Origin of the sequence: Neobacillus mesonae (genome assembly GCF_023715155.1) — a bacterium.
Taxonomy (GTDB): Bacteria; Bacillota; Bacilli; order Bacillales; family Cytobacillaceae; genus Neobacillus; species Neobacillus mesonae_A.
On sequence record NZ_JAMBNQ010000022.1, the window covers coordinates 55,221 to 76,582 of the forward strand.

Sequence of the window (21,362 nt, forward strand, 5' to 3'; positions counted from 1 at the left end):
TTTTTGTTTACTTATCTCCCCAAAATGCCTATCGATTGCTCCAGTCTCCAGGGGTCATACTGGGGAGTGCCTGGCACTTTATTAACCTGCAGAACTGTTTTATGATAAAGATGAAGTGAATAAAATTTTAAAAGGGGGAAGTCCAATGAAAGCTATTCAAATGTCGTCCTTTGGAGGACCGGAAGTATTAAAGCTGGCAGAAATAGAAGAGCCTGTACCAGCAGAAAATGAGGTGCGGGTTAAGCTTTATTATGCTGGGGTAAATCCTGCTGAAACTTATATCCGTGCAGGCGGTTACGCATTCTTCACTCCAGAATTTCCATATGTCCCTGGATTTGACGGCGCAGGTGTGGTAGATAAGGTTGGACCGGGTGTCACGAGGCTTAAAATGGGTGATCGTGTATTCGTCGCTTCCAATTTAGCCAAAAGAAAAACTGGAACATATGCAGAAAAAGTGGTTTGTGATGCCGAAGCTGTACATAAATTACCAGAATCCATAAGCTTCGAGCAAGGAGCTGCACTGGGTGTTCCGGTTACGGCTGCCTACCGGGCACTTTTTCACCGTGCTCATTTAAAACCAGGAGAAACCGTATTAGTCCATGGAGCTTCCGGCGGTGTAGGAATTTTAGCTGTTCAGCTGGCTAAATATGCAGGGGCACAGGTCATCGGAACTGCCGGGACAGAAGAGAGCATGGAATTGGTAAAGAAATTTGGTGCAGATGCTGTACTTAATCACAATCAAACAGGCTATTTGGAACAGATTTCTGCCATAACAGATGGCGGAGGCGTTGATGTGGTTATTGAGATGCTGGCAAATGTAAATCTTGAAGAAGATTTAAAAATGCTTAATAAGTACGGCCGCATAGTAGTCATCGGCAACCGCGGATCATTGGATTTCAATCCCCGTCTGACAATGGCAAAAGAAGCAGATATTCTCGGCATGGCTGTATGGAATGCCCCAATGGATGAATTTAATGAAAGTTTAACTGCCATTGAAGCTGCCCTGAAAAATGGAGGTTTGCAGCCATTCGTTGGAACCATACTGCCGCTGGAAGAAGCAGCCCAAGCACAGATTCAGATTTTAAACAGTAAAGCTAAGGGTAAAATGGTATTAAAGATTGCTGACGAAGACTAAGAAAATTGCGGCTAAGATAGATAATTTTAAATAAACATATGTTAACAAGCATTCTGAGTTTAATTCTTTTGAATTTTTCTTCGGGTGCTTTTTTTGTAGAATCTTCATTTATAATTCCACAAGGAGAAAATTCTAAATATTTTTTACAATTTAATTGACAAAAAAGTGAGCTTGTGAGAATATAATATTATGAATGCGCTTTCATTATTAACTTGAGATTATTGTATATGTTTTACAAAGTTATTAAATATCTCTACATAAAAACAATCAAATATTGTACGGTTGATTGTATTGGGAGAGAGTGACAGATGTCACCGCCGAAGGAGCAAATTCCATAAAACCCTTGGAATAAATCTCTCAGGTAAAAAGAACCAGTACATGACGTAACTCTGGAGAGCGCATATTTCTTTATATGCCACCAAAGGGGATCCATTTTTTCGTGGGATAAACTTTCAGGTAAAAGGACAGAGAGGGTAGAAACAATTGCCTTCTTCTGTCCTTTTTTTGTTTGAAAACAAATACCTGTAATCCAGCACACCATTAAGTCATAAAAAAAGAGATTTCTATTTTTGAGATGTTAATAGCTTTTATCTCTGATTGTGTATTAGCGCATTTTCAAAAAGGAGGAGCGCAAATTAGTAAAGAAACGATGTAAAAATTGCTGAGTTTATATGGTCTAGTTCAAGAATTAAGCAAAAAATTTGGGAAAAGAGGGGAACCATTTGCAGGAAGAGAAATTGATGAGAGGCCTGAAAAACAGGCACGTGCAGCTTATTGCTATTGGCGGTGCGATTGGAACTGGATTATTTCTTGGTGCAGGAAAATCAATTCATTTGGCAGGACCTTCAATTTTATTTGCCTATATGATTACAGGGGCCATTTGCTTTTTAATTATGCGTGCACTTGGCGAACTGCTCTTAACCAATTTAAACTATCATTCATTTGTTGATTTTGTTAGAGACTATTTAGGGGATATGGCTGCATTTATTACTGGCTGGACCTACTGGTTTTGCTGGATTTCGATTGCAATGGCTGATCTAACTGCAGTCGGTCTCTATTTTCAGTTTTGGTTTCCAAGTGTACCACAGTGGATGCCGGGATTAATAGCTTTGGTTATCCTGTTGATTATGAACCTTACGACCGTAAAACTTTTTGGAGAAATGGAATTTTGGTTTGCCTTAATTAAGGTCATCGCCATCATCGGATTGATTGTAGTTGGTATTTTCATGATTTTTAAAGGCTTTTCTACTAGCTCTGGACCTTCCAGTTTCACGAATCTTTGGAAACATGGCGGCATGTTCCCAAATGGAATAAATGGATTTGTTCTTTCCTTCCAGATGGTCGTATTTGCCTTTGTTGGTATTGAGCTTGTGGGGCTTACAGCAGGTGAAACAGAAGATCCGGAGAGGGTAATCCCAAAAGCAATTAACAATATTCCGATTAGGGTGTTTATTTTCTACCTTGGTGCGCTTCTTGTCATTATGAGCATTTATCCATGGAACGCCATTAACCCGGAAAAGAGTCCATTCGTCCAAGTATTTTCTGCAGTCGGTATTACTGCGGCAGCGGGTATCGTAAATTTTGTCGTCCTGACTTCTGCTGCTTCTGCATGTAACAGTGGTATCTTCAGCACCAGCCGGATGGTATTTGGACTGGCAAAGGATAAAAATGCACCGGCACGATTTGGGAAACTTACATCACATAAAGTACCATCTAACGCATTGTTCTTTTCGACTGCCGTTATCCTCGTTTCTGTCATTTTAAACTATATTATGCCAGAAGGCGTTTTTACATTGATAACAAGTATTTCTACAGTATGTTTCATTTATATTTGGGGGATTACGGTTATTAGTCATTTAAAGTATCGTAAAGAGAGACCTGATCTTGCAAAAGCTAATAAGTTTAAAATGCCGCTTTATCCATTTTCTAATTATTTGATCCTTGCTTTCCTAGCATTTGTTCTGGTGGTACTTGCACTAGCAGAAGACACACGTGTTTCCTTATTTGTAACCCCTGTTTGGTTTATTATGCTAATTGCCATTTATAAAACACGGAATACGAAGGACAAACAAGAGGATCAAGTTATTCAGGAAGAAATTGCAGAAAATTAAGTGAATGTTTAAAATACAGCCTTTTTCATTTTTGCCTGTTACCGGTTTCAAAAAATCTTAAAAAATGCTTGACGCAAGGTGTCTTTACCATTATTCTGAAAATAACAAAAAAATAGAGCGGATGACGGTTGTGGGAGAGTGCAATTTAGTTTACACGCCACCGAAGGAGCAAGTTCCAAAAAAACCCTTGGAATTAATCTCTCAGGTAGATGGAACCACAACTGGACGCAACTCTGGAGAGCGCGAATACGCCACCAAAGGGGAAGGTTCTAAAAGGACTAAACTCTCAGGTAAAAGGACAGAGAAGGGAAAAAGTAAGCTTTTTAAGCTGCCCTTCTGCTGTCCTTTTTTGCGTGCAAAAAAACAGTGACCTGCATAGTCTTCTTCGAAAAGAAGGGCTAGGGTGATGAAGAATCATTGCTTCTATGGCTTTACATGATTGGGTAGTTTGAAAAACATTTCAAGGAGGAACAGGAATGGGACTACAACAAAATGATTTAACGATTTTTGAAGCAATTAAGAAAGAGCAAAATCGCCAGCTTCAAACATTAGAGTTGATTGCATCAGAAAACTTCGTGAGTCAAGATGTGCTGGAAGCAATGGGGAGTGCGTTGACAAATAAATATGCTGAGGGTTATCCAGGGAAGCGCTATTATGGTGGATGTGAGTTTGTCGATATAGCTGAGACAACAGCCATTGACCGTCTGACTAAGTTGTTTGGTGCTAAATATGCAAATGTTCAGCCGCATTCGGGTGCGCAGGCAAATTTTGCTGTGTTTTTCGCACTGCTTCAGCCTGGCGATAAAGTGATGGGGATGAACCTTTCTCAAGGAGGGCATTTAACACACGGAAGCCCTGTAAGCGTTTCTGGGAAATGGTTTGACATTGTATCTTATGGTGTGAAAAAGGATACACATTTGATTGACTATGATGAACTGGAAGACATGGCGAAAAAGGAAAAACCGAAATTGATTATTGCCGGGGCAAGTGCTTACCCCAGGGTGATTGATTTCGCGCGTTTCAGACAAATCGCCGATCAGGTTGGTGCTAAATTAATGGTGGATATGGCACATATTGCGGGGCTTGTTGCTGCCGGTCTTCATCCATCACCGGTTCCATATGCAGATGTTGTAACTAGTACCACGCATAAAACCTTAAGAGGACCGCGCGGCGGTATTATTTTAACAAATGATGAAGAAATCATGAAAGCCATTAATAGATCGGTGTTCCCAGGGATTCAAGGCGGCCCGCTCATGCACATTATCGCAGCCAAGGCGGTCGCTTTCAACGAGGCCTTACAGCCAAGTTTTAAGGAATATGCCAAACAAGTCATTGAAAATGCAGTAACACTTGGCGAAACATTAAAAAACGAAGGTGCAGCCCTTGTTTCGGGCGGAACAGATAATCATATCGTTCTTTTAGATTTACGTCCGTGGAATTTAACCGGAAAAGAAGCAGAGAAATTGTTAGAAGAAGCAGGAATTACTGTAAATAAAAATACGATTCCATATGACCCTGAAAAACCATTTGTTACAAGTGGTATCCGGATGGGAACAGCAGCGTTGACAACGCGCGGCATGAAACAGGAGGAAATGGTGAAAATCGGAAAAGTCATCGCAGCTGTTCTGAAAAGTAAAGGGGACAAATTAGTGCTGGAGAAAGCCAGGGAAACCACTAAAACAATTTGTGAGGCCTACCCGCTGTTTCAACAGGCAGTCACAGTGTAAGAAAGGGGTACACAAATGGAATATCAGAGCTGTTTTGACATTATTGGCCCGATTATGGTGGGACCTTCCAGTTCGCATACAGCGGGTGTCGTATCGATTGGTAAATTTATTTATGAATTATTGGGAAGATGTCCGCAAGAAGCCAATATTGTCTTTTATGATTCTTTTGCTGAAACCTATCAGGGGCATGGGACAGATAAAGCCCTCATTGGCGGGTTACTTGGGATGAGTACTGATGATCCGCGTATCAAATCCTCATTAGAGTGTGCCAAGGAGTATGGTTTGCGGTACCAGTTTGGCTTTGCAGAAGGTTGTGAGTATTACGATCACCCCAATATCGTCATCGTAACGGCGAAGTCTGGCGATGAAGTTATGAAAGCAGGAGGGGTATCACTCGGCGGCGGACTTTCCAAAATCTTTATGATTAACAGTGAGATGGTCGATATTCGTTTAAGTGCTGGTGACAATTTTACAGCTCTTACCCGTCAAAATCATCCTAGAAGAAAAAGACTGATGGAGGCAATATGATGGAAATTCAATCCATGAGAGAGTTGATTGATGTCTGTGAAAGAAAACAAAAAAACATTGGCGAAATGATGCTGCTGATGGAAACAGAGAAGTCAGGAAGAGATGAAGAAACCATTATTGCCATGATGGAAGAGCGATTGATAAAAATGAAGGAAGCTGTTGACAGCGGGAGCAAGGACGCTTCGGCTTCCCCAAGCGGCATTTCCGGCGGTGATGCCGTGAAAATGGTTGATTATATGAATCAAGGTAAGGCTCTTTCAGGAAATTATATTAGTCATGCCATGTCCTATTCATTAGCAACTTCAGAAGGTAATGCCCGCATGGGAGTCATTGTTGCAACGCCAACTGCCGGAGCAGCCGGCATTTTACCTGGTGTCTTATTCTCGCTTCATAAAAATGACGGAACTCCTTTTAAAGAATTAGTGATGGGACTGTTTACAGCAAGTATGCTCGGGCTCATCATTGCTAACCGTTCCTTTATTTCGGGGGCAGCAGGAGGGTGCCAGGCCGAAGTCGGATCGGCAACTGCTATGGCTGCTGGAACAATCGTTGAGTTAAAAGGAGGCACCCCACAGCAGGCGGTAACTGCGACTGCGATTGCGATAAAGTCGCTATTAGGTTTAGTTTGTGATCCGGTAGCAGGTCTTGTTGAAGTGCCTTGCATTAAGCGAAATGTGATTGGAACATCCATCGCATTTTCTGCAGCGGACATGGCCCTTGCTGGAATTGAAAGCCGTATACCTTGTGATGAAGTAATTGAAGCAATGTATCGGGTTGGTAAAGAGATGCCTCGGACACTCCGTGAAACATCACTTGGAGGGCTGGCAATGACAGAAACAGGGAAACAGGTGAAAGAACGGCTATTTTGCAGGAAATCATAGGGGGGAATTATCGATGGGGGTAAATACCGCATTAAAGCAAACAGCACTTTTTGATACTTATGGAAAATATGGAGCGAAGGTCATTGACTTTGGAGGCTGGGCACTCCCGGTACAGTTTTCGAGCATATTAGAGGAACATGAAACAGTCCGGACAAAAGCAGGACTGTTTGATGTCTCACATATGGGTGAAGTGCTTGTTGAAGGGAAAGATGCAGAGCGTTACATCAACCGCCTTGTCACAAACGATGTGACCAAACTCAGTATCAATCAAGCACAGTATACCGCAATGTGTTATCCAGACGGCGGAACAGTCGATGATTTACTTGTGTACAAATTAGAAAATGAAAAGTTTTTGCTCGTTATCAATGCTGCAAACATTGAAAAAGATTTCGACTGGATGCTAAAGCAAGCAAATGTGGAAGAGATGACGCTTCAAAACATTTCGAATGAAATTGCTCAGCTGGCTATTCAAGGGCCAAAGGCTGAAGGTATCTTACAAAAATTAACTGAAATTGATCTTTCAGAAATTGGCTCATTTAAATTTGCGCAGCATATCGCTATAGACGGGCTAAAGGATGTACTCGTATCTCGTACGGGTTATACCGGTGAAGATGGTTTCGAGCTGTATTTTGCCGCAGCTCAAGCCCCGGTGCTTTGGGAAAAGCTTTTAGAAGCAGGAAGAGAAAAAGGCCTAAAACCATGTGGGCTTGGAGCACGTGATACTCTTCGTTTAGAAGCGCGTCTTGCACTCTATGGTCAAGAACTGTCAAGTGATATCAGCCCGCTAGAAGCCGGAATCGGATTTGCAGTAAAACTGAAAAAAGAAAGCGATTTTGTCGGGAAGGCCGCACTCATAGCTCAAAAAGAGACTGGATTAAAACGTAAATTAGCAGGGATTGAAGTCACTGGACGTGGAATCCCGCGCCATGGTTATAAGGTTGTTTCAGAAACCGGAGAGGAAATTGGGGTTGTGACATCAGGAACACAGTCGCCGTCTTTAAAGAAAAGTATTGGTCTAGCACTTATTTCCGTTGAACATGCTGAAGCGGGGACGCCGCTAAAAGTAGAAATCCGTAACAAGCTCATTGATGCCGTTGTCGTGAAAACACCATTCTATAAAAGAGTGTAATAGAGTTACAAAATTGTATTCTTAAAATACCAGCCACAGACGGCAGCCTGGCGAAAATTAAATAACAAATTTACAGTTGAAAGGAAGAAAAAGTAATGACACAAGCAACAGCAAGTTTACTATATAGCAAGGAACATGAGTGGGTTTTACAATTAGACGGAAATCGTGTGCGAATTGGCATTTCTGATTATGCACAAAAACAGTTAGGAGATATCGTATTTGTTGAAAATCCTCAAGTGGATGATGAGGTAACGGCGGATGAATCCATGGGAACCATTGAATCGGTCAAAGCAGTTTCTGAAATTTATGCTCCTGTATCAGGTACGGTTGTTCGTGTTAATGAGGAGTTAGAAGATGCTCCCGAGGCCATTAACGAATATCCATTTAGCAAAGGCTGGTTAGCAGAAGTAGAAATGTCAAGTCCGGAAGAGCTGGAAACTCTTTTAAATGAGGATGAGTACCTTGCATTTATTAAAGAAGGGGAGGAATAAAATGCCTTCAGCTTACAGATATCTTCCTGATACGGAACAAGACCAAGAGGAAATGCTTTCCTTTTTAAATCTTTCTTCTATTGATGAGTTGTTTGAAGATATTCCGGTTGATTTACACCTTAAAGAAGATCTCAATATACCGAAGGCAGTTCCTGAAGCACTTTTTTTGAAAAAAATGAATCAGCTTGCAGTAAAAAAATGATGATCATTATCCCACCTTTCTTGGTGCAGGTACGTATGATGAACAAGTTCGTGCTCCAAAAGCGAATGTATAATCAGATAAATATGAAGTGAGGTCCTTTCATGTTAAAAATGACAGAGACAGCCATAAACAAGCTGAAAGAATTGGCTGTTTATAAGGATGGAATTCCCAGGATTGATGCTGAGGCAGCAGGAGGATGCGGGATGTCCATAAAATTTATGATCGTATTTGATGAGCCGCGGCGAAATGATTTATGTGTTGAAATCGATGGGATTCAAATTTGGCTGGACCGATTTACAAAACGTTATTTAGATGAAGATACAGAAATTGATTATCAAGAAGAAGGTTTTCTAGTTGGAGACAGCTTCTTCTCCAGTTCATGTGCAATTGAAATTGATTAATTGGGAAACTGGTTATGAAACGATTTTTAAAAAAATCCAAGTTTTTCTATATAGATAATGTGGTTGTGAAAGGGGACACGAAGATGACAAAAGAATATGACATTGTTATTATTGGCGGCGGACCAGGAGGTTACGTTGCTGCTATTCGCGCTTCTCAATTAGGGTTAAAAACGGCGGTTGTTGAAAAAGGAAAAATCGGTGGAACATGTCTGCATGCCGGATGCATCCCAACCAAGACCTTATTAAGAAGTGCAGAATTATATGCTCAAACTAAAAATGCTGCTCAGTATGGGGTAATTGCCCCGGAGGTTGGACTTGATTTTTCAAAAGTGCAAGCCCGTAAAGAAGAAATTAAAGACCGCCTGTATAAAGGGATCCAATATTTAATCCAAAAAGGAAAAATTGATGTTTATGATGGAAAAGGCAGTATTTTAGAGTCAAAAGATGTTTTAGTTGAAATGAACAATGATGAAGGAGAAGTCATTGTCAGCCCGCGGAATATTATAATTGCAACAGGTTCCAGGCCTAGAACATTTCAGGGCTTGGAGGTAGATGAAAGGTATGTCATGACATCAGACGAAGCATTGGAAATGGAGAAACTTCCAAATTCAATCATCATTGTTGGCGGCGGAGTGATTGGCATTGAGTGGGCATCAATGCTCGTGGACTTCGGTATACAGGTGACAGTGATTGAATATGCTGAACGGATTTTACCAACAGAAGATAAAGATGTTTCAAAAGAAGTTCAGCGTTTACTAAAGAAAAAAGGCGTGAAAATCGTAACAGGTGCTAAGGTGCTGCCTCAAACACTTGAAAAAGGTGACGGTGTTTCGATCAGGGCAGAGCATAAAGGGAAAGAAACGTCATTTTTCGCAGATAAACTTTTGGTATCGGTAGGACGATTGCCAAATACTGAAGGGATTGGGCTCGAAAAAACGACTGTTGAAATGAATGGGATTTTTATTAAAACAAATGAATTCTATCAAACAAAAGAACCGAACATCTATGCAATTGGTGATGTAATTGGCGGGCTGCAGCTTGCTCATGTTGCCTCACATGAAGGTATCATTGCTGTTGAACACATCGCCGGAGAAAATCCTAAAGTACTTGACCCAACGCTGGTTCCTAAATGTGTATACTGTCATCCCGAAGCTGCTAGTGTAGGGCTCACAGAAGATGAAGCAATAGAAAAAGGATTTCAAATTAAAATAGGGAAATTCTCATTTCGGGCAATTGGTAAAGCCCTCGTTTTTGGTGAATCAGACGGATTTGTCAAACTTGTGGTTGAAGAAGGAACGAATAAGCTATTGGGCGCCCATATGGTAGGTCCTCATGTAACAGATATGATTACAGAGGCTGGACTTGCAAGGGTATTAAATGCAACTGCAATGGATATTGCCCAAACCATTCACCCACACCCCACTTTAACGGAAGCGATTGCCGAAGCAGCCTTAGCTGCAGATAGCAAGGCAATCCATGCCTAACTATTGGGAATGGACGTTTTTCAATTCAAGATTACATACTACATAAGGATGGTAGAGGAAAATGACTGTAAAAGTTAAGCCAAACCGTGCAAGATTATTAATTTCCTGCCCAGAAAAGCCGGGGATTATCTCGACAGTAACTAATTTTTTACTAGAACATAAAGCGAATATAGTCCATTTTGATCAGCATACAACAGATCCGTACGCAGGTGTATTTTTTATGCGGATTGAATTTGATTTAGAGGAATTTCATTCATCATTTGAGAAACTGGAACAAGATCTGCATGTTCTGGGACGGGATTATTCTTTGGATTGGCACTTGACCAATAATGAACAAAAAAAACGTATGGCTATATTTGTGTCCAAAGCAGATCATTGTCTCAACGAGCTTCTTTGGAGGTGGAAATCTAAGGAGATCCAGGTGGAAATCCCGATGGTCATCAGTAATCATCCCGATTTAAGAGAAACGGTTGAGTCGTATGGGATCCCTTATTATCATATCCCGGTATCTCATGAAACGAAAGAAGAGGCCGAAAAGAAAGTATTAGAGCTTTTGGATGGGAAAGTAGACTTCATTGTCCTGGCAAGGTATATGCAAATTTTATCGCCAAATTTCATTTCGCGATATCCAAATCAAATCATTAACATCCATCACTCCTTTTTACCGGCATTTGTTGGGGCGAATCCTTATGTTAGAGCGTTTAACCGCGGGGTAAAGTTAATTGGGGCTACTGCCCATTACGTAACGAACGATCTGGATGAAGGGCCGATTATTGAACAAGATGTACAACGGATTAATCACCGTTATACAGTAGAAGATTTAAAGACTGCCGGCCGTCATGTCGAAAAAAGGGTTCTCGCTGAAGCTATTTCCTGGCATGTGGAAGATAAAGTACTGGTACACGGGAATAAAACAATCGTATTTGCATAAGGAAATTTTATTTAATGTAAGGACATCCTTAAAGGGGCAAAAGACACAAAAGCAGCCGGCCTTTTCAAAGGCTATGGCTGCTTTTTAATCAAAAGTATAAATAATGGCATTAAAAAAGAATCTACTTTTTAAGTTCATGATGATACGGATGTAAAATAGGAACGTTTGACTCCTTGCTTTTACTACTAAAATGTTTCGGCAGGTTCCATTTAAACAGTACCGAACACATCCTTAATGAAACAATGAGGACTAAAAGAATCATGATTTCAAATGTGCCGTGCACCCAATCAAGACCAATAGAGAGTCCTGTTAAGATCCCCCAGGCTGCGTAAACCTCTGAGTGAAAGATCATAGGTTTTCTTCGTGCCAAAATATCCCGCACCAGCCCTCCGCCTACACCTGTTAAGGTTGATGCAATCAAAACGGCACTTAAAGGGGCGCCGCTTTGAACGGCATAGTTCGCACCTTGAATAGAAAAGGCAGCTAATCCAATGGCATCAAAGAAAGTTCCCCACCTGTTCCAGCAGCGCATAACCATATTCGGTAATAAAAAAACGACGATAATTGAAAGAAGTGCAATTTCAAATAAATGGCTTTGTGTCCAAACGGTTTCAATAGGAATTCCAATTAATAAGTTACGGACCATTCCCCCGCCAAATGCGGTAGTTAATCCTAAGATGCAAATGCCCAATAAATCATAATCTTCTTCCATGGCAATAATGGCACCGCTGATGGCAAAAGCTATCGTTCCAATAATGTTAAGCATATCCCATGTCAAAACAAACCCCCCCATCATATTTTTATTTAATATAGCAAATAACATCTATATAAAAGAGTTTGCTTCTTCAGTTTGTTGTTTCATTTTTGACTGCATTATAATGATAAATACTTATATGGGATAAATAAATATGGATATTTAATAACGGCTATAGCAAAAACTTATGGGAAGTGACCTGATGGAACTGAAGCAATTACACTACTTTTCAGAGGTTGTAAAGCATGGAAGTTTTACAAAAGCAGCAATTGCCTTATATACCTCTCAGCCAAGCGTAAGCAACGCTGTTAAGGAGCTTGAAAAAGAATTAAGCGTGGAGCTGCTCATCCGCAGTATGCGTAAAATTGAATTAACGGATACAGGAAGATTACTTTTTAGCTATTGCCAGCAAATGGAACATTTATTAGAAGCATTTCAACAGGATTTGGACGCCTTAAAAACAAATAAAACCGGTGTTGTTAGAATGGGCAGTACATCTACAATTGGTGCACAATTTTTTGCAGACGTCATTGCAGAATTTAGAAAAACGTATCCGGATATCACGATAAAATTTACGGAAGGCGGAGTAATACAGCTGCAAAAGGCGCTTTTGGCTGGAGAATTGGATGTTATGATCGTGCATACACCGGTGGATGAAGCACTATTTAACTATTTTATCTTTTTAAAAGGGGATTTGAGGTTAATCGTTTCAAAAAATCATCCGCTTGCAGGCGCTGAAAAAGTTGATTGGCAAACACTCAAAAATGAAAACTTTATTCTGCTGCCGGATGGATACAAAATTCGCGAACTTATTCTTTCCGAATGTCATAAAATTGGCTTTTCACCTAAAATTATCTGTGAAACATCGCACTGGGACTTTTTAATAGAAATGGTTAATAAAGAACAAGGTATCACGATCCTTCCGCAGAATGAACAAAAACCATTAGACATTGGCAGCCGGAATATTTGTATAATTCCAATGGAAGAGCCTGTATTTTGGGAGCTGGGTATCGGGTGGCAAAAAGAAGGCTACAGGACTTATGCAGCCAAAACGTGGATTGACTTTTTGCAAGAGAAGTTATTATAACTTTCACCCTAGGATAGATTAAAAACGATTATTAATCATGCTATCCATTAATAGCCAAAAAATTTGTGTAAGAAAATAGAATTTCTTTTAAGGACAAGTTTTATCAAACTGCTTATTCCCGTTCTTAAAGTTCATTTTTAAAGGATTCATTTGATCCTGAATTTAGATTAGGCATACCGATGCGCAGGGCAGATCAAATCTTTCATTTTGTCCTGCATCGCTTCCGTAGAATAACAGAAAAGTCGCAGTTCCAGCTTCTAATGTATGTAGCTGTCGAATGTAAAAGTATAGGTTTGAGAGGTACCAGGTGATTGAAAAGGTGATATATTCCTCTCTGGCCCATATATGATTCCTGGGCATATATCGCAAGCTGGATATAACCCCTGAACAGCTAAAGTCGCTTGGGGATGGTACACAAGGAGAATTTAACAAAAACCTGCTAATCCTTGAATTGCAGTACTGGGCGTAAAAGTAACGGAAAATTCATTAAGGAAAAACTTGTTGTTATGATTGTTCCAGTTTAGATTTCTGCGTTGCGATGCAGGGTATAATACGTGTTAGTATCCCCCATTTTAAGTGTGTCTGAGTATTCAGTAGAAACTTGAACCATTTAGTATGGTATATAGACTGAACGTCGAATTACTTAAAAGAGCAAAACTGTTTAAGATTCTCTTTATCATTTTTATTTTTGAAACATCTGCTATGGTATCTACTATATCGATTGATATCTATTGAAAAAATCTTATAGAAGGTTTTTGAAGAAATTAGTAAAATAGATTTTGTGATTTCACAAATCCTTCCAAAAGGGGTAACAATATGGATAAGGAACGACCTGTTTTAGGTCCATTTGAGCTTCGATTATACATAGAATACTTAAGGGCAGAACTAATCAATATTGGACAGAAGAATGGGTTATGTCATCAATTAACCATTCAAGCCAGCGAGCAGCTGGATTTCTTTCTTAATGAATATAAGAAGGTTAGCGATAAAAGGGATTGACTATTAATATAGTCTAGCTGCGAAACTTGAATTTTTTATTTTTTCAGTCGATGATTTCAAGTTAAAAGCAATACAAATTCTATAAAGCAAATATTGATTCTATCGTAAACTCAATTCCTTCAAACAAAATCTCCAATTAACATGCTTTGGACATAGATAAAAAAATAGTAACAAAAATCGTAGTCAATAATACTAAAAATGAACAAATAACTTCGAATAATGTAATGAACCAATCACTCCCAATTTAAGATAATTTCCGTAAAAGGCAGCAAATCAAAATACATTTTTCCTTATGTAACGTTTGTTTAAATGATATGAAAGGCCCACATAGATGACGAGGTCAATGAGCACCATCAGGAGAAATTTAGAGGACTAATTCTTTAGTCATTTGTTGACAAATAATTTAACCATTACTTTTTAATATTATAGACCAAAATATCGAATAATTTGCCATCAGTATACAGCAGCATTGCCCATTCCCCTGGCTTTGGAAGATGTACGAGTGATGGGGAATGGGCGTCTGCACCGTTATTGGGGCCGCCAGCATGGAGAGTCCATTGTCCATATACAATTTGATGAACGGTTTGTGTTTCTTTATGAAATCCAATGATTGTTAACTCTGTATCGCCAACTCCCCAAAGATGCCACATCCATTTTTGCCGGTCCAGACTTGGCATTTGTGCTCCAATGACACCAGACTTATTTTCATTTCCAATTATCCCTCTTTTTCCAAATGGAATGGCTTTCCTACTCCAATCAATTTTTTCAAAATCACTGGATTGAACAAAGTCAGGAAGACCATCAGGCAATACGATTTGCTGCTCATTTTTATTCACCGTTTGCTTTGATGTACAGGCTGCAGCAGCATAGAACAGGCTGAATAGCAACATAAGCAGTGATATTTTTTTCACTCAAATCATCCCCTTGAACTAGTGTTCCATATTTTACCACCATTATAACATGGTTTTTTAGTGGTGTTTTGGCATTTATTAGGTTATTTTCATTCTTCTTATCTTACAATTTATCAGTCAATTTTATGGTACAATTTTACATATGTGTTTATGGAAAAGAGGGATGTGTATATGATCTTGGTTGTTGTTTTCCTAGTGGGTATAGGGGGAATCGCTGCTATTGTTTCGTCGGTAATGAAACGAAAGAAATTATTAAAAGAGAATATACCGGCTGAACTAGGCGTGATCGAACAAGTTCCAATAAAGACTTTGCTTGAGAAACTAAACCAATCATTGAATGAAGATTATATTCAGCAGGTAAAGCATCGTTATCTCAAAGACCACCCTAATCGGAGTGAAGACGAGTTTGAATGGCTGCTTTTTGAGCTAAAACGCTATTTTGTCATGGCAAATATCATGAAGAAAGTACCGATGTTTAGTGAAGATGTAGATGAAATTTGGCATGAGATGATTTTATTTACAAAAGAGTATCAGGAATTTTCGGAGATGTTTTTAGGAAAAATGCTCCACCATATCCCAAACACGAATCCTGAACCGGCACCACAGGAACGTGCTTTTTTTGACTGGGTCTTTTCCCAGCTGTTTGAAATTACTGAATTTAGCTGGAAGAAGTGGGGGAGCTTTTTCAAACACCCTATGGAAAGCTGGATATTGGACGATTTTAGGAATCATACTGAAAATCAGCTGATAGAAAAATATTTTCAGGAGAATGAGGATAATAGAGAAGTACTTGAATATTTGGTGGGACGGATGAAATATCAGTTAGGTATGACTGAAAAAATGTATCAGGCCAATCCGAAAGGCTCATTTTTAAAACAGCGGACCTTTGGTGATATGACTGCACTATCGTTGATGATGGTGTTTTTCTCGTATTATTATTTTGATTATTATTGGGATCATGCGAAAGTATACGCTTTCGCTGAGGCAACGAAATATACAAGCGGCTGCTCCAATGCTTCTTTTTGCGGTTCTGCTTCTTCTGATGATTGCGGGGACAGCGGCGGTGGAGGAGACAGCGGCTGTTCCTCCTGTTCCAGCTGCGGCGGGGGATGTTCGTCATAGTTTTGGAAAATCCCAGGGTGACTGGGGTTTTATTTTGCCACAGGTGAGAAGAAGATTGTTTAACGAGATTTTCACTTTAAAGCATATGTAAGCTTTGATATCTTTCAGAAATATTTGTTAAAAAAAATGGCTGGTTTAATGCCTGTCAATACCTAATTTATATCAAATTTTGGTAAATTCATAGAATTATTGATTTAAAAGGCGTTTTGAATTTATCGAAATAACCTGATTAATAAAGAGTTTTATGCTTGTAAGAAAATAGTATAAGCTGTAATTTACAATTCCTTCCTAAAATATGACAAAAATCCTGTGTTAAGATGAAATTACATTTTTTAATAACTTGCATTTCAGGGGAGGATGTTAGAAATGGCAAAGAAAAAAGTATTATTAACCATTGCAGCGGCAGCAGCATTAATGATGACGAGTCCTGCTGTTAACAAAGCAGAAGCTGCAACTACGTCTAATAAAGTAAATGTCTATCAATATTCGAATATGGGTGAGTTTAATAGCTTCCTAGAACAATTATATTCACGTTATGGTTTGACTGTTCCAAAGCTGACGACTGCCGAGCAGGGGACATCACAAACAAAGCAGCCTGTCAAGAAAGAAACGGCTGAGCCTTCACAACAGCCGCAAAATACTGCGTCACCTCAAGAACCCGTAAAAACACAAACAACTAACGGCATAAGTGCTTATGAGCAAAAGGTAGTAGATCTTACCAATCAAGAACGTGCGAAAAACGGGCTGCGTGACCTTAAGGTAGATGTGGAGTTAAGTAAGATGGCGCATGAGAAGTCGCGTGATATGTCTGCTAATGGCTACTTTGACCATACCAGCCCGACATATGGTTCTCCTTTTGATATGATGAAGCAATATGGAATCAGCTATCGCTATGCCGGTGAAAATATTGCCATGGGTCAAAAAACTCCTGAGGAAGTTGTTAAGGCCTGGATGAATAGTGAGGGACACCGCAAGAACATTCTTAGTCCGAACTTCACGCATATCGGAGTTGGTTATGTTTCTCAAGGAAACTATTGGACACAGGAGTTTATTGGTAGATAAATAGAGCATTCCTGTTATTATTGTTGATTTATGTGAAATTTGGTGCGGGAAATTCTTATGGGACAAACCAACGCGACTGAGGCGGAAACTGTCCCATAAGAAGAAATCTATTGGACAAACTAGAGAGTCCAGCATGAGGAACTGTCCCATAGAAAAGGTCTATGGGACAGACCAAAGCATCAGGCATGAAGAATATCTATAGAAGAAGTCTATGGGACAAGTCAAAGCAATTGCATGAGGATCTATCTATGGGACAAGTCCGATTATCCAGAACAAAATTTAGTCCCATAGAAAAGGTCTATGGGACAAACTAATGCATCTGGAATGGGTATTATCTCGTAGAAAGCTCTTCGTTTTCATATTTCTTCCCCGTCTTAGCCACTTCCATTGCTTCTTTAATATATTCTGCTGATTGATGCAGCCACTCAAGTTCCTGCTTATCAAGAGCAATTTCTAATTGTTGTTCAACGCCGTTTCTGCCGATGATGCAAGGCATGCTTAATGCTACATCGCCATCATATCCATATTGTCCACGCAATGTTGTGGAAACAGGATAAACACTGCGTTCATCCAGCAAGACGGCTTTTGCCAGTGTAACCGCGGCCTGAGCAACGCCGGCGTTTGTCCAGCCTTTTCCATTTAGCACATCAAAGGCGGCTTTAACAACTTGTTGTTTAATACTTTCCCTGTTTAATGGCTCTTTTCCATTAAAAACTTGTTCTAATTCTTTTTCGCCAAATCCTTGCACATTTAAGCGGCTTAATACTGGGAATGCCGTATGTCCGTGCTCTCCCATCATATAGCCTGTCACACTTTTTGGATCAATGTTGTAATTGGTGGCAATGACTTTACGAAGACGTGCAGAATCCAGCATTGTACCAGTTCCAAATACGCGTCCTTTTGGATAGCCGAATTCATTCTCTGCTATATACAGCATAGTATCTAAAGGATTTGTGATCATGATAATGATGGCATCCTTCGTATATTTCGTAATTCCTGCCATGACTTCACGAATGACCTCTGAGTTGACAGCAGCTAATTGTGCCCTGTCAGGCATTTTGTCATCTTCGCTTTTTATCATGCTTGGACCAGCAGCACAGATAATCACATCTGCATCGGCACATTCAGAATAATCCCCTGCACGTACAGTTGTATTGGACATATAAGTAAGGGCTGTTGCGTGTTCTTGGTCAAGAGCTTCCCCGAAAGCAACATCTTTATCACTATCAATTACAGCAATTTCTGCAAATAGTCCTAATTTCATAGCATCTGCCAGTACATATGAGCCAACATGGCCCAATCCTACAACGACTAACTTATTTCTTTTCAACGATGATCCCTCCCATACATTAACAAATATATTTTATCACAATAATGAATAGTCAAACAATTTTAAATAAAAATTTTTTACTATGCAATAGATACAATAGTTTTGGTGCAGTGGATTACAATTGAAAGAAAGTTTATAGTTATTCAAGATAAACATTCTTCTTTTTTTAAAAAAGAATTTCTTACAGGAATGAAAAACAATGACAACAATAAAAACCTATATCAATGAGTGGCAGCAGGCCCTTCAAAATGAGATCCTACACTTAAAGAAGTTTGGCGGAAGCCGTTATAATGTAACAAATGGAAGGCTGTTATCAAACGACGGTCCTTATAGCTATTACTTTGATACCGTGATGTCCTTAAGGATTCCGGTTGGCTCCACTATCAAATTGGAATGGGGCACCATGAAGACGAGCGGTAAAGTGCTTTCTTCTGAGGGCAGGGGAGTTATTCTTTCATTAGAGCATCGTTTTGGGGACCTCATTCCGGAGGCATTCTTATTGCACGACCCTTGGGAACTGCTGGAGCAGCTGATGGAGCGTTTAGATGAAATCAAAAAAAGCAAGCAAAAACGGCTGAGAGTGAAGAGACTGATGGACCCTTCCATGGAAGCGAAGCATCCTGTGGAAAAAATAAAAAGCAATGTGCATGAATTGGTGCTGAGGTCAAAATACAATCCTGTCACATTCGTTTGGGGACCGCCGGGAACCGGTAAAACCTATACACTGGCTAGAACGGCAGCCAACAAATATTTTCAACATAAAAAAGTGTTGATTTTATCGCATAGTAATCAAGCGGTCGATGTAGTTTTAAGTGAGGTTACTGAGTTTATTAAGAAGAAAAATCGATTTCGCGAAGGGGATGTTCTACGCTACGGGGGAAATACGGGGAAAGCACTATCCGCCCATGGTGAAATAACCACGAGTCAGCTGATTGAAAAACAAGATCCGATCCTTGCAAAGGATCGGGAGAGGCTGATAGAGGAAAGAAGCAGTTTAAAACAAGATCTGTTCCGTTCTTTTAGCAAAAGAGATTCGGATCATTTACTGGAACTTGAATCACAAATTTCGAGAATACTGGAAAAGGTGCGGAAGAAAGAGATTCAATTAGTAAAAGAGGCATTTATTGTGGGAACAACTCTTGCAAAGGCTGCCAGTGACAGTGCCATATATGAACAGGTATATGATGTCGTGATTGTAGATGAAGCGAGTATGGCCTATGTACCGCAAGCTGCGTTTGCGGTTTCTTTAGGGAAGCGGGTGATTATTTGCGGCGATTTCAAACAATTGCCCCCGATTGCATCTAGCAGAGATCCGCTCGTGACCAAATGGCTGAAAGAAGATATTTTCCATCGGGCAGGGGTAGTGGAGTGGCTGAATGAGGGGAAACTCCATCCACATCTTTTTCTCTTAAAAGAACAAAGACGGATGCATCCTGAAATTTCAGCCTTTACCAATCAATATATCTATCATTCACTAGTTGGAGATCACGAAAGTGTTTATAAAAGCAGGAATCAGCTTGTCAATCAGGCCCCTTTCAAAGGAAGAGCTGCCCTGCTTTTGGATACAAGTTTCACGGGTTCCCATTGTGTAAGTGACAAGGTGTCAAACTCAAGATTTAATCTTTGGCAGCTGTTGTTATCATTTCAATTGATTCATGAAGCCTATCTGGATGGAGCGAAATCGATAGGGTATGTGACACCGTACCGTGCCCAGGCGTCTTTAATGGAAATGCTGCTTGAAGAGATCTATTCACATGAGAGGGTGGCTGCAGATATTATTGCCGCGACTGTCCATCGGTTTCAAGGGAGCGAGCGGGACGTGATGATTTTTGATACGGTGGATGGCGTACCGCAAGAGCTGGCGGGGATGCTGTTAACCGGCAAGGATAGTGAGCGGCTGATTAATGTTGCTATAACCAGAACAAAAGGGAAATTTATTCATGTCAGCAACAGGGCTTTTATCCGAAGTCATATTTTTCAAGGGAAAACATTGAGGCAGCTGGTTGATTATCAGGTCCGGCAAGGACAAAGTATTACAAATCAACAAATTGGCTCCTGGATTCTTCATCAGCATTCAAAATTAAGATGGATGCATGCACGGAAACTGGAATTTATTTTTCGTGACCTGAAATTTGCAAAATCGTCTATTATTATCTGTTTACCTGGGGAAACCGTTTTATCTATGGAATGGAAAGAGCAGCTGCTTACCATAGGTTCACATGTGAACTTAACACTTATTTCTTCCCATCAGTGGAGAGAAGCTGATAATTGGATGGAAGAGAGCCTGCCGTTCCCATTTGTCATAATTGATAAAAAGGTTTTATGGCTGGGACTGCCGCTTGAAGGGGCTAATGGAGTGCAGCCGCCTTATGTAGCGGCCAGGCTGAGTTCAGAAAAAGTGTGTGAATATCTTTTAAGACAATTATAGTAAGAAAGGAGAACGGTATCGTTTGCCTTTCTTCACTAGAATCACTTTCAATAAAACAATGATGGTGTTTAAATACCGATAAAAGATCCATTTGATTGAAATAATGCATAAAATTGAACCTAATCAAGGGCTTGAGAAGGCTTCTTTTATAAACTGAAGAGAAGCAGATGTATAAATTCCTTGCCGCTTGCTTCTTAACTAACCTATGTAAGACTGTTTACTGGTGATTTGCCCTGATTTAATCTTTCATCGAGCTTATGAGGGACAGTTTACTGGTGATACGCCCCGAATTAGTCTTTCATCGAGCTAATGAAGGACAGTTTACTGGTGATTTGCCCCGATTTAATCTTTCATCGAGCTTATGAGGGACAGTTTACAGGTATTTCGCCCCGAATTAGTCTTTCATCGAGCTTATGAAAGACAGTTTACAGGTGATTTGTCCGGATTTAGTCTTTCATCGAGCTAATGAAGGACAGTTTACAGGTGATACGCCCTGATTCTGTCTTTCATCGAGCTTATGAAGATAAAGTCCGTATAATTGTGTAAAAAAAAATGAGTCATTTTATTCATTCCTGGCAACACTGTTTTCAACCACGATAAACAATGAAAAGAGGAATAAAATGACTCAAGTACAGTTTAACCTAAATAT

Annotated in this window: 19 protein-coding genes and 2 riboswitches; of the genes, 16 read left to right on the forward strand and 3 right to left on the reverse strand. The window is 39.9% G+C overall.

All coding sequences use genetic code 11. From position 1 onward, the window contains the following. The first annotated feature begins 145 nt into the window (after positions 1 to 145). From M3183_RS17140 to purU, 11 genes are all read left to right on the forward strand, one after another. Positions 146 to 1,135 carry an NADPH:quinone reductase gene (locus M3183_RS17140; RefSeq protein WP_251471707.1) on the forward strand — a complete coding sequence of 330 codons (990 nt, stop codon included), beginning with the start codon at positions 146 to 148 and terminating at the stop codon, positions 1,133 to 1,135. Positions 1,136 to 1,417: 282 nt separating this feature from the next. Beyond that, positions 1,418 to 1,519, forward strand: a riboswitch (glycine riboswitch). 356 nt (positions 1,520 to 1,875) lie between these two features. After that, positions 1,876 to 3,246 (forward strand): amino acid permease, encoded by a 1,371-nt coding sequence (locus M3183_RS17145; RefSeq protein WP_251471728.1) that lies wholly within the window; start codon positions 1,876 to 1,878, stop codon positions 3,244 to 3,246. 121 nt (positions 3,247 to 3,367) lie between these two features. Continuing rightward, positions 3,368 to 3,474, forward strand: a riboswitch (glycine riboswitch). A 248-nt stretch (positions 3,475 to 3,722) separates the two neighbouring features. Beyond that, positions 3,723 to 4,973: a serine hydroxymethyltransferase gene (gene glyA / locus M3183_RS17150; RefSeq protein WP_251471708.1), complete on the forward strand. Its 1,251-nt coding sequence runs from the start codon at positions 3,723 to 3,725 to the stop codon at positions 4,971 to 4,973. Positions 4,974 to 4,988: 15 nt separating this feature from the next. Next, positions 4,989 to 5,501, forward strand: coding sequence for a serine dehydratase beta chain (locus M3183_RS17155; protein WP_251471709.1), 513 nt, complete (start codon positions 4,989 to 4,991; stop codon positions 5,499 to 5,501). Then, positions 5,501 to 6,382 carry an L-serine ammonia-lyase, iron-sulfur-dependent, subunit alpha gene (gene sdaAA / locus M3183_RS17160; RefSeq protein ID WP_251471729.1) on the forward strand — a complete coding sequence of 294 codons (882 nt, stop codon included), beginning with the start codon at positions 5,501 to 5,503 and terminating at the stop codon, positions 6,380 to 6,382. Before M3183_RS17155 ends, sdaAA begins: the two co-directional genes overlap by 1 nt. A gap of 13 nt (positions 6,383 to 6,395) precedes the next feature. Further along, entirely contained in the window at positions 6,396 to 7,511 is a 1,116-nt protein-coding gene (gcvT, locus tag M3183_RS17165) for a glycine cleavage system aminomethyltransferase GcvT (RefSeq protein WP_251471710.1), read from the forward strand. Positions 7,512 to 7,606: 95 nt separating this feature from the next. Next, the gene (gene gcvH / locus M3183_RS17170; RefSeq protein WP_251471711.1) at positions 7,607 to 8,002 is read left to right on the forward strand and encodes a glycine cleavage system protein GcvH; all 396 of its coding nucleotides are present in this window, start codon (positions 7,607 to 7,609) and stop codon (positions 8,000 to 8,002) included. A 1-nt stretch (position 8,003) separates the two neighbouring features. Further along, a complete protein-coding gene (locus M3183_RS17175) occupies positions 8,004 to 8,204 on the forward strand; it encodes a hypothetical protein (RefSeq protein ID WP_251471712.1) in 201 nt (66 codons plus the stop codon). Positions 8,205 to 8,305: 101 nt separating this feature from the next. After that, a complete protein-coding gene (locus M3183_RS17180; protein ID WP_251471713.1) occupies positions 8,306 to 8,605 on the forward strand; it encodes an iron-sulfur cluster biosynthesis family protein in 300 nt (99 codons plus the stop codon). Positions 8,606 to 8,688: 83 nt separating this feature from the next. Further along, positions 8,689 to 10,089: a dihydrolipoyl dehydrogenase gene (lpdA, locus tag M3183_RS17185; protein WP_251471714.1), complete on the forward strand. Its 1,401-nt coding sequence runs from the start codon at positions 8,689 to 8,691 to the stop codon at positions 10,087 to 10,089. 61 nt (positions 10,090 to 10,150) lie between these two features. Beyond that, the gene (gene purU, locus M3183_RS17190; RefSeq protein WP_251471715.1) at positions 10,151 to 11,020 is read left to right on the forward strand and encodes a formyltetrahydrofolate deformylase; all 870 of its coding nucleotides are present in this window, start codon (positions 10,151 to 10,153) and stop codon (positions 11,018 to 11,020) included. 121 nt (positions 11,021 to 11,141) lie between these two features. On the opposite strand, the gene M3183_RS17195 is transcribed toward purU, so the two are convergent. Beyond that, complete coding sequence (locus M3183_RS17195; RefSeq protein WP_251471716.1) at positions 11,142 to 11,798, reverse strand: trimeric intracellular cation channel family protein; 657 nt, start codon at positions 11,796 to 11,798, stop codon at positions 11,142 to 11,144. Positions 11,799 to 11,976: 178 nt separating this feature from the next. On the opposite strand from M3183_RS17195, the gene M3183_RS17200 reads away from it, so the two are divergent. Together M3183_RS17200 and M3183_RS17205 are read left to right on the forward strand one after the other, a co-directional pair. After that, positions 11,977 to 12,861: a LysR family transcriptional regulator gene (locus tag M3183_RS17200; RefSeq protein WP_251471717.1), complete on the forward strand. Its 885-nt coding sequence runs from the start codon at positions 11,977 to 11,979 to the stop codon at positions 12,859 to 12,861. An 816-nt stretch (positions 12,862 to 13,677) separates the two neighbouring features. Then, the gene (locus M3183_RS17205) at positions 13,678 to 13,860 is read left to right on the forward strand and encodes an aspartyl-phosphate phosphatase Spo0E family protein (protein ID WP_251471718.1); all 183 of its coding nucleotides are present in this window, start codon (positions 13,678 to 13,680) and stop codon (positions 13,858 to 13,860) included. A gap of 410 nt (positions 13,861 to 14,270) precedes the next feature. Here M3183_RS17205 and M3183_RS17210 read toward each other — a convergent pair whose 3' ends face one another. Beyond that, entirely contained in the window at positions 14,271 to 14,771 is a 501-nt protein-coding gene (locus M3183_RS17210) for a hypothetical protein (RefSeq protein ID WP_251471719.1), read from the reverse strand. A gap of 171 nt (positions 14,772 to 14,942) precedes the next feature. Between M3183_RS17210 and M3183_RS17215 the strand changes: the two genes are divergently transcribed. Both M3183_RS17215 and M3183_RS17220 read left to right on the forward strand, forming a co-directional pair. Continuing rightward, on the forward strand, positions 14,943 to 15,893 hold the full coding sequence (locus M3183_RS17215) for a glycine-rich domain-containing protein (RefSeq protein WP_251471720.1): 951 nt from the start codon (positions 14,943 to 14,945) through the stop codon (positions 15,891 to 15,893). 366 nt (positions 15,894 to 16,259) lie between these two features. Next, complete coding sequence (locus M3183_RS17220) at positions 16,260 to 16,955, forward strand: CAP domain-containing protein (protein ID WP_251471721.1); 696 nt, start codon at positions 16,260 to 16,262, stop codon at positions 16,953 to 16,955. Positions 16,956 to 17,286: 331 nt separating this feature from the next. Here M3183_RS17220 and M3183_RS17225 read toward each other — a convergent pair whose 3' ends face one another. Continuing rightward, positions 17,287 to 18,285 carry an L-lactate dehydrogenase gene (locus M3183_RS17225; RefSeq protein ID WP_251471722.1) on the reverse strand — a complete coding sequence of 333 codons (999 nt, stop codon included), beginning with the start codon at positions 18,283 to 18,285 and terminating at the stop codon, positions 17,287 to 17,289. A gap of 199 nt (positions 18,286 to 18,484) precedes the next feature. Between M3183_RS17225 and M3183_RS17230 the strand changes: the two genes are divergently transcribed. Beyond that, the gene (locus tag M3183_RS17230) at positions 18,485 to 20,713 is read left to right on the forward strand and encodes an AAA domain-containing protein (protein WP_251471723.1); all 2,229 of its coding nucleotides are present in this window, start codon (positions 18,485 to 18,487) and stop codon (positions 20,711 to 20,713) included. Positions 20,714 to 21,362 lie beyond the last annotated feature (649 nt).

Excerpts from the sequence above, each read along its gene's own strand:
- lpdA (WP_251471714.1), top strand. The coding sequence starts at position 8,689 with ATGACAAAAGAATATGACATTGTTATTATTGGCGGCGGACCAGGAGGT.
- M3183_RS17200 (WP_251471717.1), top strand. The coding sequence starts at position 11,977 with ATGGAACTGAAGCAATTACACTACTTTTCAGAGGTTGTAAAGCATGGA.
- sdaAA (WP_251471729.1), top strand. The coding sequence starts at position 5,501 with ATGGAAATTCAATCCATGAGAGAGTTGATTGATGTCTGTGAAAGAAAA.
- M3183_RS17175 (WP_251471712.1), top strand. The coding sequence starts at position 8,004 with ATGCCTTCAGCTTACAGATATCTTCCTGATACGGAACAAGACCAAGAG.
- glyA (WP_251471708.1), top strand. The coding sequence starts at position 3,723 with ATGGGACTACAACAAAATGATTTAACGATTTTTGAAGCAATTAAGAAA.
- M3183_RS17220 (WP_251471721.1), top strand. The coding sequence starts at position 16,260 with ATGGCAAAGAAAAAAGTATTATTAACCATTGCAGCGGCAGCAGCATTA.
- M3183_RS17155 (WP_251471709.1), top strand. The coding sequence starts at position 4,989 with ATGGAATATCAGAGCTGTTTTGACATTATTGGCCCGATTATGGTGGGA.
- M3183_RS17140 (WP_251471707.1), top strand. The coding sequence starts at position 146 with ATGAAAGCTATTCAAATGTCGTCCTTTGGAGGACCGGAAGTATTAAAG.
- purU (WP_251471715.1), top strand. The coding sequence starts at position 10,151 with ATGACTGTAAAAGTTAAGCCAAACCGTGCAAGATTATTAATTTCCTGC.
- M3183_RS17230 (WP_251471723.1), top strand. The coding sequence starts at position 18,485 with ATGACAACAATAAAAACCTATATCAATGAGTGGCAGCAGGCCCTTCAA.
- M3183_RS17205 (WP_251471718.1), top strand. The coding sequence starts at position 13,678 with ATGGATAAGGAACGACCTGTTTTAGGTCCATTTGAGCTTCGATTATAC.
- M3183_RS17145 (WP_251471728.1), top strand. The coding sequence starts at position 1,876 with ATGAGAGGCCTGAAAAACAGGCACGTGCAGCTTATTGCTATTGGCGGT.
- gcvT (WP_251471710.1), top strand. The coding sequence starts at position 6,396 with ATGGGGGTAAATACCGCATTAAAGCAAACAGCACTTTTTGATACTTAT.
- gcvH (WP_251471711.1), top strand. The coding sequence starts at position 7,607 with ATGACACAAGCAACAGCAAGTTTACTATATAGCAAGGAACATGAGTGG.
- M3183_RS17215 (WP_251471720.1), top strand. The coding sequence starts at position 14,943 with ATGATCTTGGTTGTTGTTTTCCTAGTGGGTATAGGGGGAATCGCTGCT.
- M3183_RS17180 (WP_251471713.1), top strand. The coding sequence starts at position 8,306 with ATGTTAAAAATGACAGAGACAGCCATAAACAAGCTGAAAGAATTGGCT.